Annotated in this window: 12 protein-coding genes; 10 read left to right on the top strand and 2 right to left on the bottom strand. The window is 57.0% G+C overall.

Features of this window, described 5'->3' with window-relative positions:
- Window positions 1-87: 87 nt before the first annotated feature.
- The 3 genes from BXP70_RS00375 (at window position 88) to BXP70_RS00365 (ending at window position 3,532) form a co-directional block, all read left to right on the top strand.
- Window positions 88-963, top strand: coding sequence for a helix-turn-helix domain-containing protein (locus BXP70_RS00375; protein ID WP_086592039.1), 876 nt, complete (start codon window positions 88-90; stop codon window positions 961-963).
- Between the two features lie 125 nt (window positions 964-1,088).
- Window positions 1,089-2,252 (top strand): alpha/beta hydrolase, encoded by a 1,164-nt coding sequence (locus BXP70_RS00370; RefSeq protein ID WP_086592038.1) that lies wholly within the window; start codon window positions 1,089-1,091, stop codon window positions 2,250-2,252.
- A 275-nt stretch (window positions 2,253-2,527) separates the two neighbouring features.
- Entirely contained in the window at window positions 2,528-3,532 is a 1,005-nt protein-coding gene (locus BXP70_RS00365; RefSeq protein ID WP_086592037.1) for an LGFP repeat-containing protein, read from the top strand.
- 258 nt (window positions 3,533-3,790) lie between these two features.
- Here BXP70_RS00365 and BXP70_RS00360 read toward each other — a convergent pair whose 3' ends face one another.
- The gene (locus tag BXP70_RS00360; protein WP_086592036.1) at window positions 3,791-4,495 is read right to left on the bottom strand and encodes a DJ-1/PfpI family protein; all 705 of its coding nucleotides are present in this window, start codon (window positions 4,493-4,495) and stop codon (window positions 3,791-3,793) included.
- 69 nt (window positions 4,496-4,564) lie between these two features.
- On the opposite strand from BXP70_RS00360, the gene BXP70_RS00355 reads away from it, so the two are divergent.
- The 4 genes from BXP70_RS00355 to BXP70_RS00340 all read left to right on the top strand — a co-directional run bounded on the left by BXP70_RS00355 (window position 4,565) and on the right by BXP70_RS00340 (window position 7,820).
- Window positions 4,565-5,926: an aminotransferase class I/II-fold pyridoxal phosphate-dependent enzyme gene (locus BXP70_RS00355; RefSeq protein WP_086592035.1), complete on the top strand. Its 1,362-nt coding sequence runs from the start codon at window positions 4,565-4,567 to the stop codon at window positions 5,924-5,926.
- Window positions 5,927-6,124: 198 nt separating this feature from the next.
- Window positions 6,125-6,622: a GNAT family N-acetyltransferase gene (locus tag BXP70_RS00350; RefSeq protein WP_086592034.1), complete on the top strand. Its 498-nt coding sequence runs from the start codon at window positions 6,125-6,127 to the stop codon at window positions 6,620-6,622.
- Between the two features lie 12 nt (window positions 6,623-6,634).
- Window positions 6,635-7,132, top strand: a complete 498-nt coding sequence (locus BXP70_RS00345) for a MarR family winged helix-turn-helix transcriptional regulator (RefSeq protein ID WP_086592033.1) — start codon at window positions 6,635-6,637, stop codon at window positions 7,130-7,132.
- A 124-nt stretch (window positions 7,133-7,256) separates the two neighbouring features.
- Entirely contained in the window at window positions 7,257-7,820 is a 564-nt protein-coding gene (locus BXP70_RS00340) for a Crp/Fnr family transcriptional regulator (protein ID WP_086592032.1), read from the top strand.
- A gap of 79 nt (window positions 7,821-7,899) precedes the next feature.
- Here the strand turns inward: BXP70_RS00340 and BXP70_RS00335 are convergent, their stop codons facing one another.
- Window positions 7,900-8,202: an amidase family protein gene (locus BXP70_RS00335; RefSeq protein ID WP_218779715.1), complete on the bottom strand. Its 303-nt coding sequence runs from the start codon at window positions 8,200-8,202 to the stop codon at window positions 7,900-7,902.
- A 3-nt stretch (window positions 8,203-8,205) separates the two neighbouring features.
- Here BXP70_RS00335 and BXP70_RS30290 point away from each other — a divergent pair, with 3 nt between their 5' ends.
- From BXP70_RS30290 to BXP70_RS00325, 3 genes are all read left to right on the top strand, one after another.
- Window positions 8,206-8,361: a hypothetical protein gene (locus tag BXP70_RS30290; protein WP_218779714.1), complete on the top strand. Its 156-nt coding sequence runs from the start codon at window positions 8,206-8,208 to the stop codon at window positions 8,359-8,361.
- Window positions 8,362-8,984: 623 nt separating this feature from the next.
- Window positions 8,985-9,131 (top strand): hypothetical protein, encoded by a 147-nt coding sequence (locus tag BXP70_RS29805; protein WP_179197534.1) that lies wholly within the window; start codon window positions 8,985-8,987, stop codon window positions 9,129-9,131.
- Between the two features lie 154 nt (window positions 9,132-9,285).
- Window positions 9,286-13,788, top strand: a complete 4,503-nt coding sequence (locus tag BXP70_RS00325; RefSeq protein ID WP_086592030.1) for an FG-GAP-like repeat-containing protein — start codon at window positions 9,286-9,288, stop codon at window positions 13,786-13,788.
- The last annotated feature ends 215 nt before the right edge of the window (window positions 13,789-14,003 follow it).

Here is a 14,003-nt window from a genome sequence, read left to right as displayed (position 1 = left end):
TAAGTCCCGCACGGAATTAGTAAGAGATAGTACTATATTGACAATTACAGCTTGATAACCGCCCGAGTTTATTAATATAGTACCGTCATGAAGGTTATCTCGTTCAAGATCCCGAAGTCGACTAAGGACTTTATCCGCTACCAAGTCGACGACCAGCCGTATTTCTACGACAAGCTGCACCAGCACCCCGAAATCCAGCTGAGCTACGTGCTCGAAGGCGAGGGCAAGCTGATCGGCGGCGACTACATTGGCCTGTACCGGCCCGGCGACTTATTCCTGCTCGGCCACGATGTGCCCCATGTGTTTCGCAGCAACAAGGAGTACTACAGCGCTGCCAGCAATTTGCGCAGCCACGCCGTGCTCTTGTTCTTCGACTCCGAGGTATTTACCAGCGGCTTCTACAGCATCGAGGAGTTACAAGGCGTCAAGAAATTCTTTGAGCAGCTCACCGGCTGTTACCGCATCCACGGTGCTGCCCAAGAAGCTATTGCCCGGCACATGCTAGCCTTGCCCCAAACGAGCAACCTAGAGCGGGTGCTGATGGTGCTCCAAATTGTGCAGCTGCTCATGCAGCCTGGGGCACTGCAATGCTTGAACGTGACCGACCAGATGCACAACCTCAATGAGCGCGAGGGCAAACGCATGGAGCAGGTGCTGCATTTCCTGATGGAGCAAAGCCACCGCCCCATCACGCTTGGAGAGGTAGCCTCGGTGGCAAACATGAGCCGGGAGGCGTTTTGCCGCTTTTTTAAAGAGCGCACCCGCAAAACCTACGTGCACTACCTAAATGAATTGCGGGTCACCAACGTCTGTCAGCTGCTGCTGCACACCGAGCAGACCATTGCTAGTGCCGCCTATGCGTGCGGATTTGCGAACCTCTCGTATTTCAACCGTGTCTTTTTTGGCATTATGGGCAAAACGCCCCGAGAATACCGCGAGAATCAGGTAACAGTTCGGGGGTGATTAAAAAATTATAATCCTATACACTAACTACATAAGTAATCTGTGATATAATATAAATACTCGTGGATAAGACCGGCCTTGTGTTTGAGCCGTAAGGTTGATTTTCAAGTCTTTATCCCACCTGTATGAACAAAGATTTTATCAAGCCTCTGGCTCCTGCACGCACCTCTATTTCCCGGCAGGCTACTATTGCGTGGCGCCGCGTGCTGAGCGGTTTGCTGCTAGTGGGAGCACTAGTTGGCACTAACGCCTGTACCGACGACGGCATCTTCAATTTTCCGACCCCAGTTGTCATCCAACCCCAAGGGCCTAAGCCCGAATGGGGACCTAGCATCAAGCCAGAGATGCAAGCGGTAATTGAAAAGCTCGATAGCCTGACCAAAGGAGTGCCCTTGTATACCCTCACGCCGCAGCAAGCTCGCAAAGCGCCCTCGTTTAAGGATGCCCTGCTCGCGGTGATGAGTAAGTACAACATCGCCCTGCCCAACCAAAACGTGGATACCACGGGGCGGGCAATACCCGTAGCCAACGGTACCATCCGGATACGCGTGTATACGCCCCGCCTCACCTCGCCTACCATGCCGGGTATTGTGTATTACCACGGCGGCGGTTGGGTAATTGCCACCAATGACACCTACGATTTCTCGGCCCGTGCCCTCGCCGCCAAAACTGGCTCTGTGGTAGTAGCCGTGGAATACCGCAAAGGACCAGAGTTCCGGTTCCCGACGGCCCACAACGACGCTTTTGCCGCTTACCGCTGGGTGCGTGACAACGCGTCGTTGTTGAAAATAGACGCAAACCGGATTGCGGTGGCTGGCGAAAGCGCCGGCGGCAACCTAGCGGCTACTGTGTGCCTGATGGCTCGCGACGCTGGCGTGCCTCTACCCAAGCACCAGCTGCTGGTGTACCCCATTGCTCGCTACGACATGAACACGCCTTCGTACCAGCAATTTGCCAACGCTAAGCCCCTGAACAAGCCCTCGATGCAGTGGTTTTTCTCGTACTACCTGAACAGCCCTGCGGATGGTGCTAGCCCACTTATCTCTTTGGTAAACAACCAGAATCTGCAAGGCTTGCCCCCCGCTACCGTAATCAACGCGGAAATAGACCCGCTGCAAAGCGAAGGACAGCAGTACGCTGCTCAGCTGAAAGCCGCTGGTGTCTCGGTCACGTCGAAAGTGTATGTGGGCGTCACCCACGAGTTCTTTGGAATGGCGCCGGTGGTGCCCGAAGCGAAAGACGCACAAACGCTGGCCGCTACTGAGCTGATCAAAAGCTTAAATTTGTAGAAACCTAGCTTTCTGCTTCTCAAACCGCCTCTCCGCGCTACGTGGAGAGGCGGTTTTCTTTGGTAGCTAGGTCACTAGCCAGCTACTAGCAGAAAGCACCGACAGATCGTTAGTGGGAAAATTGCCGGGCATTCTTGCCAGCACATACCCCCGTATGGCGGGGGCGGTATTGCTTTAATGTACATGGTATATCATTGAATTTCACATGTTTATGTGATTTACCTGCGTATTGGTATTGTCTACTTTGGCCAGAGTAAACTAAACACCATACAATCATGAGTGCCTTGCAATTTGATATGGCCAAGCTAGGCCAACAGCTAACCGGATGGGACGCAAAAGACGGTAGCGCAGCTGAATACACTAGCGCCGGGAGCAACTACCGCACCTATAAACCTAGTGTGTCGCCGACGCCATCGGGTGGTCTGTTCATTTCAACCAAGCTCGATCATATTCGGGGCATGGCCGCCGACGACCATGCGCAGGTAGAAATGGAATTTGCCGCTAACGGGGTAATTATATCCTCGCGGGTCGCCATGACGATTCAGGGACATAACACCTTGGATACGGGCCTGATTGCGGGGGCTGCCGGCGCGGGAGGGACTGTGTTCGGCGGTCCGGCAGTAGGCGCCGCTGCCACGGCCATTGCCGAGTTGTCGGCCAAGATCGTGAACAGCCTTACCAAGTTTATCACCAACCTCAGCGAAACAGGCGGCCGCGCCAATTTCCCGGCGGTGGTGCGCCTGAACATGAACTGCATTTTTGCCTCGCTGATTATGCCAACTCCCTTCTCAGTTGGGGGCGCTATTGGTAGCAAGTGGGCAGCGCTAGGCGGGGCTGCTTCTTTCCTCGGCCAACCTACTACCAATGAGCTGTCAACACCCGATGGGGTGGGGCGCTTCAACCACTTTCAAGGCGGATCTATTTACTGGACTCCCCAGCTAGGTGCCCACGAAATACACGGATCTATTCGCGACAAGTGGGCCTCCATCGGGTGGGAGCGTTCGGGGCTAGGTTATCCAATCACAGACGAGACAACGACACCCGACAAAATAGGGCGTTTCAACCACTTTCAGGGCGGCTCCATCTATTGGAGCCCGCAAACTGGAGCCCACCTCATTTATGGCGCCATCCGCGACAAATGGGCGTCGCTGGGCTGGGAGCGTTCGGCCTTAGGCTATCCTACTTCCGATGAGCTGGATAACCCGGGCGGTGGCCGGGTCAATCAATTTCAGCGCGGCCGGATCGTCTGGACGCCGGCCGGCGGGGCCGTAGTGCAATAAAGAAAACAAAGGAGGGCTGGCGCGGGCAAATTGAAAATGAGCTAGCTCGGGTATTTTTAACAACTGCCTTGCACAACCAAAACTGCCTCGCCGACCTAGGTTAGCGAGGCAGTTTTATGTGGTCCTGGCCGGCAAGGCGCGCACGGCTCAGACCTATTCTGCTACTGGTCGGGCCCTACGCGAGTTCCGGGAAGTCAAAGGCTACGGAGCTAGTTTTGCGGCGCCAAAAGGTAAAAAAGGCGACCTAGTGAAACAGTGCTAAACAGCCGGGCCCGCTTGGTAGATACGGCCAGCGGCCAGGCGGCGGTCCGTTAGGGCCTGGGTGCGGGCCTGCACGGCGCGCAGCACCTCAGCCGGGGCTGTTGCCGGCGAGCCAGCTGAAAAGATTGGATGTGGATCGTAGGCAATATCGAGCTGAATTTCTTGCGCTACAGTATCACCCCGGAGCAGCGCCGCTACTTGCAGCGCCCCGTCGATACCTGCCGTTATACCGCCCGTGGTAATAAGGGAGCCATCTACCACCACCCGCTCCGTGCTCACCGTTGCGCCATAATAAGGCAGTACATCCAACGCTGCCCAGTGGGTAGTTGCCCGGCGACCTTGCAACAAGCCGGCGGCCCCACACAGCAAGGCTCCCGTGCACACCGAAAAGACATAGCTAGCCCCCGCTGCCTGCTGTCGAATGAAGGAAATGACTACCTCGTCCGTCATCAAGCCTTCCTGACCTTTTCCTCCTGGCACCAGCAATACATCGAGTTGCGGTGCCTCCCGTAGCGTTGTATCGGGTAGCAGGCGCAGGCCATTCAGGTCCGTTACGGGTTCCAACTCTTTCCACAGCGTCAGAAAGCGAGAATTAGGTACTCGCGAAAGTGCAGTAAAGGGGCCAGTAAAATCGCATTGGTCCAGGCCAGGGAAAATTAAGCCCCCGATAGTAAGTTGGCGTTCTGTGGTAGTAGCTGGCATACGTTTTGAATTTTTTGAACTAGGACAAAAAAATGAACGTAATAAGACAAATATACTTTTCCATCCGTTATGCTCCAAGAGACATCGTTAGCAGCGCTATTGGCCCTGCCACCAGGTAGCCGCAAGAGCGCCGATATCTACCGCGCTGTAGAGCAGGCCGTCAGTACGGGTGCACTCGCAGCTGGCACGCAATTGCCCACGGTGCGAGACCTAGCTACTAGCCTAGGTGTCAATAAGAATACGATTGCAACAGCGTATAAAGCTCTGTTCGAAAACGGAATTATTATCACTGATGGCCGGCGGGGGTCAGTTGTTGCTCGCCGCCATCGCGAGCAACCTGCTTTTGCGTTTCAGGCTGCACCGGTCAGTGGTGTGGTTGCGCTGCACGACGGGAATCCCGATCCGGCTTTTCTACCGACGCGGGCGGAGCTAGCGTCTGCCTTCACGGCGCTCGACCTAGCTACTCCCCGGCTCTACGGCGAGGCGCACAACGTGCCCGCGCTGCTGGAATGGTCTCAGGAAGCCTTTGCCGCCGACGGCCTGCATGGGGAAAGCATCTTCGTGTCGGCTGGTGCACTCGATGCCTTGGAGCGGGCTTTGCGCGCGCAGCTCAAGCCAGGTGATAAAGTAGCTGTCGAGGACCCCGGTTATTTCACCGTACTGGCTTTAGTGCGGTCCTTGGGTCTGCGCCCCGTGCCACTGGTCAGCGATGCTGAGGGCATTTTGCCGGCTAGCCTTACGGCCGCTCTAGCGGGTGGGTGCCGGGCGACTGTTTTTAGCACGCGCGCCCAAAACCCGACCGGGGCAGTCACTACGACGCAACGGGCCCAAGCACTACGTGCGCTACTGCCCCACTACCCCGAGGTGCTTTTCCTCGACGACGACCATTCCAGTTTGCTGCAACTTGCCCCGTACATGCCCTGGCACAACCACGCCGCGCGCTGGCTGACAGTGCGTTCCTTTTCCAAGTTTTTGGGCCCCGACCTGCGCGTGGCCGTGAGCACCGGCGATGCGGCCACGCTAGCCAAGCTTGATTATGCCCAGGCTACGAGCATGGGTTGGGTAAGCTCCCTGTTGCAAGGATTAGTGGTCAATCTACTCCATACGTCATCGGTGCGCGAACGTCTTGTAGCAGCCGGAGTGGCCTACCAGGCCCGATTTAATCACTTGCAAACAGGTTTAGCCGCCCTGGGCTTACCCACTCCTGGCCAAGCCGGCTTGAACCTATGGCTGCCCCTGCCGGATGCGGCCACGGCAGCGCAGGGGCTACTAGCTAAAGGCTGGCTGGTACGGTCCGGCGCCGATTTCTGCCTCCAAAGTCCCCCCGGCCTCCGTCTGACGACGGCGCGTCTGCAACCAGGCCAGACCGAACAATTGCTTGCTGCGCTTGGCGACCTACGCCAGCCCTCGGCTCGCACGGCACTAGCTTGAGGGCACACGGCGCGCAAGTAGCTAGCTTAGCTTACTGTGGCATATGGCTTTTGGCGCTAACTAGTACTTGGCGGGCATGAGCCACTTCCCTTGCCGCTGGTAGCGTTGGCAGTCGCAGAGAAGCAGGAAAAATATTACTCAAATCAAAAGGTAGTTGACTACGTTTGTGACTACGTAACTTAATTAACTCCTGTTGCCATGCGTCCAGCGCTTACCATTACCCCTCTCTTCAATGACAGTTCTCAGCAGATACTGGACTTGATATTACCCATCCAGCAAATTGAATTCAATGTGCCTATAACGCTGGAAGGCCAACCCGATTTGCTAAATGTGGAAGCGTTCTACCACCAAACAGGGGGTGGATTCTGGGGAGCAAAATCAAACGATGAATTGGTTGGTACCATCGCCATGATTGCTACCGGGCACCAAGCCTGTGCTGTGCGAAAGATGTTCGTTAAAAAAGAGTACCGAGGCAAAGAGATGGGTACTGCCGAGCTCTTGTTGAATACGTTGCTAAATGACTGTCGCGCGAAGGGCATCACGGACGTGTATCTAAGCACTGTGGACATGCTCAAAGCCGCGCACCGGTTTTATGAGCGCAACGGCTTCGAGCGCCGAAAAAGCGAGGAAATGCCGGCCTATTTTCCGCGTATGACGCCTGATAATGTGTATTATCACCTGCATCTAAGCGCTTAACGGCAAACCGGAATGAGCCTCCTTGACGAATCAGGACCCTTAGCTATTGCGACTAGGTTGCTACGCCTCAGCGAACAGCTGCGCAGAGACAGCTTTTTATTGTTCAAAGAACTCGGGATAGATTTTCAGCCGAAGTGGTTTCCGGTGCTCTACATCTTGCATCACAAACCCGTTTTGAGCGTGCTGGAGCTAGCAGCGGAAATCGGCTACACGCATCCCTCCACCATCACGCTGTTGAAAGAGCTGGAAAAGGAAAAGCTCGTGCGGTCCAAAAAGGATAAGCAGGATGAACGGAAGCGACTGATACAGCTCTCCGCGAAGGGCGAGGCGCTGGTACTGCAAATGCAGCCGGTTTGGCAACTTGTTGCCGCTGCCGCCACCGAGCTGCTAGATACGCCCCATAAGCTTCTGGAAGCCGTTACAGAAGTAGAGCACCAGCTGAAAGAAAAGAGCTTCCTGGCTCGGGCCAAAGCTTTTCTGCCCGGAGAGAGTGCCGCTGAATCGACCTAGACACTTCTAGGTCTATTAGTTAGAACATCTACTTCCAAGCATGCTCCCTTGCCGGGCGAGGTCCGCTCGTACGGCCTACTCAAAGCCAATTCGACGACGAACTATTTTCCACCTTTTTGCCTGCATGTTTGCCGTTTCTGAACCCTACATCCGCCAGCAGGCGGCCCTCTCAGATGCGGAGGTGGAATGGCTGCGCGCTCGCAGCACGGTACGCAAGCTGCGCAAATGGCAGTCCCTTTTGCATGAGGGCGAGGTCTGGCGGCTCCAGTGCTTTATTGCCAGCGGCTGTTGCCGGCTCTACCGATTCAGCGAAGACGGCACGAACCGTACGTTGCGGTTTGCCGTGGAGAACTGGTGGGTGACTGACCACCAAAGCTACCGCACCGAAACCCCCTCGGTGTACAACATAGAAGCGCTGGCGGCAACAACGGTCCTCACTTGGACCAAGGCGGACTGGGACGAATTGCTCCTGGCGATTCCAACGCTCAAAACGTGCTATGAGCAGCTGCAGGCTCGTAGCTACGAGGCCAGCCAGCGCCGCATCTTTTCCCTCATCAGTGCTTCTGCCGAGGCAAAATACCTAGAGTTCCAGCAAACCTACCCCCTGGTGTTTAACCGGGTACCCTTGCACATGGTCGCTTCCTACCTAGGCATGTCGCGGGAAACGCTAAGTCGACTGCGCCGATAAGACTGCACCTAGGGCTGCTACAATAAAAACCCTCTCCAAACAACTTGAAGAGAGTTTTATTGCCATGTGGCTTGGGGCTTTAGCTGAAGCATAGCCGCTGAATGCGCTGATTAGCTAGGTGGGTGGCGGGCACCGTCTGGCCGTTGATGATGAACTCCGTCTTTCCGTGCTCATGGGCGGGAATGGGCAGCACGGGACAAAGTAGCGCATCGTAGCGCTGAAAGTAGGCGGCGAAACCGTCGCGCAGCCGCTCCGCGGCTTGCTCAGCCAAAATGTAGGCCTGCATCGCCGTATCGGGCGTAGCTAGCATGGCTTTCGAAATGGTGAACATGTCGGCTTCGTGGCCCGCTGTTGCTTCCCTAAACGCGGGCTTCAACTCCATCACGTGCAGTTAATTAAACAGCTGAAGGGCATTCTCCTGCTCGAGCGCCGGGAGACGCACTGGCTCTACCACGCAGCCGGCTCCGTGCAGCGCCTCAGCCGCCGCTTGCATCGTGGCCGCCACTTCCACGTCAATCGGTCCGAAGCCGGGCTCAACTAGCCACCCCACCCGCAGCGGCCACTAGTCTGCGTGGCTCACCCTTTGTTCTGGTGGAGCTAATAAAACAACAGATTCCGCTAGGTCCCCTGGTTTCGCTCTACAGCAAGCCACCACTTATAGCATGCAGCATACCTGGTTCCAGTGAGGAGATTGAGCAAGCCAGGCTTCGAGGTTTTGCAAAAGCTATTAATGGCCTAGCTCTCTATTGCTCCTATCTGGCTCTGAGTTGGTCGAGGACTGATGCTGCAAACAGACAACGTTGAACAAGCGTCGCCGCTAGCTTCCAGCGCAGAATATGCCCCTACGGCTAAGGGCCAAGACCGAGTGAGCGTGACGTTCCGGCTCCCACACGTGGAAGCCCTGGGAGCTTACGTTGCCCCCTGGATATATTATTAAAACAAGAATTTATAGGCTTAATGGAAACAATCTATACCTTGCTCCCGTCCTACTGTACTGATTACCTGCAATAACCGATTCACGCCATCTTTCCTTATGCTGCTACCTTATACGCTTGGTGCCTGCCGAATTTTTTTGGTGGGTAGAGTTTTGCTGCTCTGCGCATCACCCCACTCGTCTTCCTGACAGGCACCCTGTAAGCCCAGGCGCCAATAATTACCAACTTCTTGCCCGCCCGCAACGTTTGTTCTGCGCCGCGCACGCCGGATGTGGCCGTGAGCTTCAGCCAAACCTTGAGCAACAACACGGCTACCCAAGAAGCGCCTCAGGTCTTTAGTCAACAGGCAGGCGGTGAGAAGGCACGGCTACGGTGAACGCAACACACGCAGCTCCAATCCAGCACAGATTTTAGAGCCGAGGATTAGCAACAGATACTCCACCGTGAGCCTGCCATGGCCCACCTAGGCATACTGCAGTACCGCCGCCAACGAGTGGCGCGACCATTTGACACCATACTTCCTTTCTTCTATGCAGATTACTACTCTTATTCCGGCTGGCTTGCTGCCGGCTATCAAGAAGGCGGCGTCTAGCCTACGCTTAGGGGCCATAGGCTTGCTGCTAGCAAACACACCTAGCCTAGCGCAAGCCATTACACCAAGTAGTGGCTTTTTCAGCGGCGGCTTCGATCCTAGCGTGGAGACTACTCCGCAGCGTGTGGTGCTAGGTGATGTAGATAAGGACGGTGACCTCGACCTATTTACGCTGGGTGGTAGCACCGTGAGCGTGCGCCTGAACACCGGCACGAGCCCCAACTTTAGCACCGGGTTTGAGGTGCCGGTAGGAACCAGCGCCCAGGGGCTAGCCGTGGGCGACTTAGATGGGGATGGGGACCTAGACCTGGCCATTGCCAACAACATCAGTGCTGCTGGCCTGGGGTTTACGCTAAAGCTCAATAACGGGAATAACACCTTTATCACCAGTCCAAGCGGCGTGATGAACCCGAGCTTAAACAGCGTGGCGGTGGGGGATGTGGACGGCGATGGGGACCTGGACCTCGCCGTCGGTGGCACCGAGACGAGCGGCGTCAGTGTTTGGCTGAATAATGGCCGGGCTACTTTTAGCGGCCCGCTCAACACTACCACGGTGTATGGCAACCAGGAAGTAACGCTGGGTGATGTGGACAAGGACGGCGACCTCGACTTGCTCGTGGCGACATCTACCAACGGCAGCCGCACGGTGAGCGTGCGCCTGAACACGAACGGAACGTTCGGCGGCGGCCAGAACGTAGGCGTAGGACGTGATCCGCGCAGTGTGGCCGTGGGCGACCTAGATGGCGACGGGGACCTAGACTTTGTAGCGGCCAACGGTAACGATAATTCGGTGAGCGTGCGCCTGAACAACGGCAGTGCGACCTTCAGCGCCAGCCAGGAAGTAGGCGTCGGGAGCACGCCAAATAGTGTAGCGGTAGGCGACGTAGACGGCGATGGGGACCTAGATTTTGTAGCAGCCAACTCTGGCGGCGCTACCGTGAGCGTATGCTTAAATAATGGCAGCGGCCGCTTCGTTTACGCCAACAACCAGCAGGTGGCAACCGGCACTCGGCCTTACAGCATTGCCCTCGGTGACGTAGACGGCGACGGCGACCTAGACTTAGCAACCGCTAACAGTAGCAACGCAACGGCTAGCATACGCCTGAATCAGAATCAAGCCCTGCCTTTGCCTACCATCACCAGCCTGTCGCCGACCAGCAGCGCAGTGGGAAGTAGCGTGGTGATTACGGGTACCAACTTTTTAAACGTCAAAGAAGTAACCTTCAACGGCGTTTCGGTGCCAGCGGCTAGCATAGTGCCTAATTCGCTGACGCAGCTAACGGTCGTGGTGCCCCAAGGGGCTAGCACGGGGCCGGTTGTCGTCGTGACCACGGCGGGAGCTAGCAACGGGGCGGTATTAACGGTTAGTGCCTCGGCACAGGTAACCGCCGTGCTGCCCACTCGCAATGCGCCGGCAGCGCCCCGCACTACGTCTGTTGCTGCGACTTTCGACCAGCCCCTGAGCACGGCGGCCGCTACGCTCGGGGCCATCCGGGTGTTCGGCTCGCAGGCCGGCGGCAAAAAGGCCGGTAACGCCACGGTGAGCGGCAATACCTTGACGTTTGATCCGAGCACGGACTTCAAGCCGGGCGAGAAGGTACAAGCGACCATCACGGCTCAAGTGCAAAGCACCACTGGAGCCGTGGCCAAACCCCATGTATTTGAATTTACGGCCGCTACTAGTCCTTCCACTGGGGTGTTTGGTGGCGGCTCGGAGGTTAGCACGCCTGCTGGTGCTACAAGCACCGCGGTTGGCGATATAGACGGGGACGGCGACTTAGATCTAGTGGCACCTGTTAGTTCTATTCCAGATAGAGTCAGTGTGCGCCTGAATGATGGCAGCGGCAGCTTCAGCGGCAGTCAAGAAGTGGCTGTTGGTTCTGCTGCTTCCAGTGTCGCCTTGGGCGACGTAGATGGGGATGGCGACCTAGACTTGGTGACGGGCAACGCCAGCACAGCGAGTGTACGCCTCAACAATGGCAGTGGCGTGTTCGCCGGCGGGCAAGAAGTAACTATCAATGGCACGGGCAGTAAGGCAAGCCTAGGCGACATGGACGGCGACGGTGACCTCGACCTCGTGGCTAGCGACGGCGTGCACTTCAATAATGGGAGTGGCACGTTCAGCGGCCAGAATATTGTGGCAAACAGCATCACTAGCTTAGCCCTTGGGGATGTGGACAGCGACGGCGACCTCGATGTAGTGAGCGTGCTGTACGGGACCACTGGTCTGGCCAGCATAGCAGTGAGTGTGCAGCTAAACAATGGCGCCGGTGGCTTGAGTGCCGGACAGGTGCTGCCCGAAGGAACAGGCACGTACACCGACATTGCCCTAGGTGACGTAGATGGCGACGGCGATGTGGACGTACTGACCATTGCGGGCTTTAGCAGAGCGGTGAGTGTGCGTTTGAACAACGGCAGCGGCACGTTCGGTGATAGCCAGCAAGTTACCTTGGCCTCGCAACCCCAAGATATCGAAGTCAGTGATGTGGATGGGGACGGTGACCTGGACCTCCTAGCGTCTCCCTTCAACGGTACCACCGTGAGCGTACGCCTCAACAATGGTATGGGCCTCTTTGGCAATGGACAAGAGCTAATCTTTGCCTCTGCACTCCAGAGTTTAACCACGGGCGACGTCAACGGCGATGGCGCCCCAGACCTGATCGTTGCTAACTTAACTGCCTTTCGTACGCCGGGCCGCATAAGTATACGGCTGAATCAACCTACCACTAGTCCGCTCATCATCACGGCGCTAGCCCCCGTGCGCAATAGCCTAGGTGCGCCGCGTACCGGCCCCGTAACCGCTACCTTCAGCCAGTCGCTCAGCACTAGCGCCGCGACCCTAGGGGCGCTGAAAGTATTTAGTGCCCAAGCAGGCGGGCAGAAAGCTGGCGCGGCCACGGTGAGCGGCAACACGCTCACCTTCACACCAACCACGGGCTTCAAGGCTGGCGAGACGGTTTTTGCCACCGTGACGACGGCTGCACAAGGTAGTGGCGGTCAAACCCTAGGTACCGGACACGTCTATCAGTTCACCACAGCCACGAGCCGCAGCCAAGGGCCGGGTTATTTCTCCGGCTTTTACAACGGCACCGACCTCGCTGCGGGCGTTACGGATGCGGGTGTCGTTGTGGCCGGCGTCGTGGCCGGCGATGTGGACGGCGACCAAGACCTAGACCTCGTATCGGCGAAGGGCGTGCAACTCAATGATGGCGCTGCTGGCTTCGTGCCAGGACCCGCCCTCACCATCAACGGCATTCCGCGCGGCCTTGTCTTAGGCGACGTAGATGGCGATGGCGACCTGGATGTGGTGGTAGCCGCCAACACGGGAGTAGGCGTTGCGCAAGTGCGCCTTAACAACGGGCAAGGTAGCTTTTCGGGCACCCAACAAGTAAGCGTGGGCTTCGATCCATCGGCGGTGGCGCTAGTAGACGTGGATGCCGACGGTGACCTAGACCTGCTCACGGCTAACTACAGCAGCAACTCGGTGAGCGTACGCCTAAACAACGGCCAGGGCAGCTTCAGCGGCGGCTCAGAAGTAGCAGTGGGTGCGCAGCCCGTGAGCCTAGCCGTCGGCGACGTGGATAATGACGGCGACCTGGACCTACTCACGCCGTCGTTCAGCGGCACCACCGTGAGTGTGCGCCTGAACAATGGCACGGGTACCTTCAGTGGCAACGGAGAGGTGAGCGTGGGCTTCAACCCCCACAGCGTCGTTCTCGGCGACCTTGATGGCGATGGTGACCTCGACCTAGTAACGGCTAATTACAACGACTATACGCCCAATACCCTCAACAGCAGCACCGTGAGCGTGCGTCTGAACACGGGCAGCGGCACCTTCAGTGGTACCCAAAACCAGCTGGTGCCCTGGCGTGGAGCGGTCAGCGTTGCGTTAGGCGACGTCGATGGGGATGGTGACCTTGACCTAGCCATTGCCAACGAGAATAACTATGGCACTGAGAATAGCACCGCGGTCATCCGCCTCAATACCACCGGCACCTTCTCCTTCTGGCAGAATGTTACCGTCGGGCGAGGCGTTGGAAGCCTTGCCTTCGGAGATGTGGATGGCGACGGCGACGTAGACCTAATCACAAGCAACGGCGCCGACGGTACGGCTAGTGTGCGCCTAAATCGGTTGTCTTCCGAGCGGAATGCAGCTGTGCTCCGCACTACTCCGAATGCCAGCACCGCCGCCCTGAGCCTCTACCCGAACCCCAGCGCCGGCCGCTTCACCCTGAACTGCTCAGCCACCCAGTCGCAAGCCGCCACGCTCACGCTCACCGACCGCCTGGGCCGGGTAGTGCTGCAGCAAAGCCTCACCTTGCAGGTGGGGGTGAACTCCTTCCCGGTAGAGGCACCTGCCGCTGCCGCGGGCCTCTACCAACTCACCCTTCGCACGACCGATGGACATGCCCAACAGCAGAAAATAGTTATTCAACCCTAGGCTTCTGCATCGGTTCATGTCGTACAGGTCGCGGGTAATTCAACTATAAGGTATTGCGCTCTAGTTTGTTAGTAGAGCAAAGCTACTTTTCTAGCAGGCTAGGGCGTATTGGCCGTACAGCTGCAGTGGCGGTAGTGTACAGTTTTATTTACGTGCTGCCTTCCGTTACCAAGATGCAGAAGTCAAGCACGAGATGAATGCTGATCGTATGTAAT

Source organism: Hymenobacter crusticola, assembly GCF_002154225.1.
Taxonomy (GTDB): Bacteria; Bacteroidota; Bacteroidia; order Cytophagales; family Hymenobacteraceae; genus Hymenobacter; species Hymenobacter crusticola.
Note: the sequence above shows the minus strand (reverse complement) of the source record. Positions and strands in the feature narration are given on the sequence as shown.

Bases quoted from the DNA above. Each gene is read 5' to 3' on its own strand.
- BXP70_RS00355 (WP_086592035.1), top strand. From the start codon at position 4,565: ATGCTCCAAGAGACATCGTTAGCAGCGCTATTGGCCCTGCCACCAGGT.
- BXP70_RS00360 (WP_086592036.1), bottom strand. From the start codon at position 4,495: ATGCCAGCTACTACCACAGAACGCCAACTTACTATCGGGGGCTTAATT.
- BXP70_RS00345 (WP_086592033.1), top strand. From the start codon at position 6,635: ATGAGCCTCCTTGACGAATCAGGACCCTTAGCTATTGCGACTAGGTTG.
- BXP70_RS00375 (WP_086592039.1), top strand. From the start codon at position 88: ATGAAGGTTATCTCGTTCAAGATCCCGAAGTCGACTAAGGACTTTATC.
- BXP70_RS00365 (WP_086592037.1), top strand. From the start codon at position 2,528: ATGAGTGCCTTGCAATTTGATATGGCCAAGCTAGGCCAACAGCTAACC.
- BXP70_RS00340 (WP_086592032.1), top strand. From the start codon at position 7,257: ATGTTTGCCGTTTCTGAACCCTACATCCGCCAGCAGGCGGCCCTCTCA.
- BXP70_RS00370 (WP_086592038.1), top strand. From the start codon at position 1,089: ATGAACAAAGATTTTATCAAGCCTCTGGCTCCTGCACGCACCTCTATT.
- BXP70_RS00350 (WP_086592034.1), top strand. From the start codon at position 6,125: ATGCGTCCAGCGCTTACCATTACCCCTCTCTTCAATGACAGTTCTCAG.
- BXP70_RS00335 (WP_218779715.1), bottom strand. From the start codon at position 8,202: ATGGAGTTGAAGCCCGCGTTTAGGGAAGCAACAGCGGGCCACGAAGCC.
- BXP70_RS00325 (WP_086592030.1), top strand. From the start codon at position 9,286: ATGCAGATTACTACTCTTATTCCGGCTGGCTTGCTGCCGGCTATCAAG.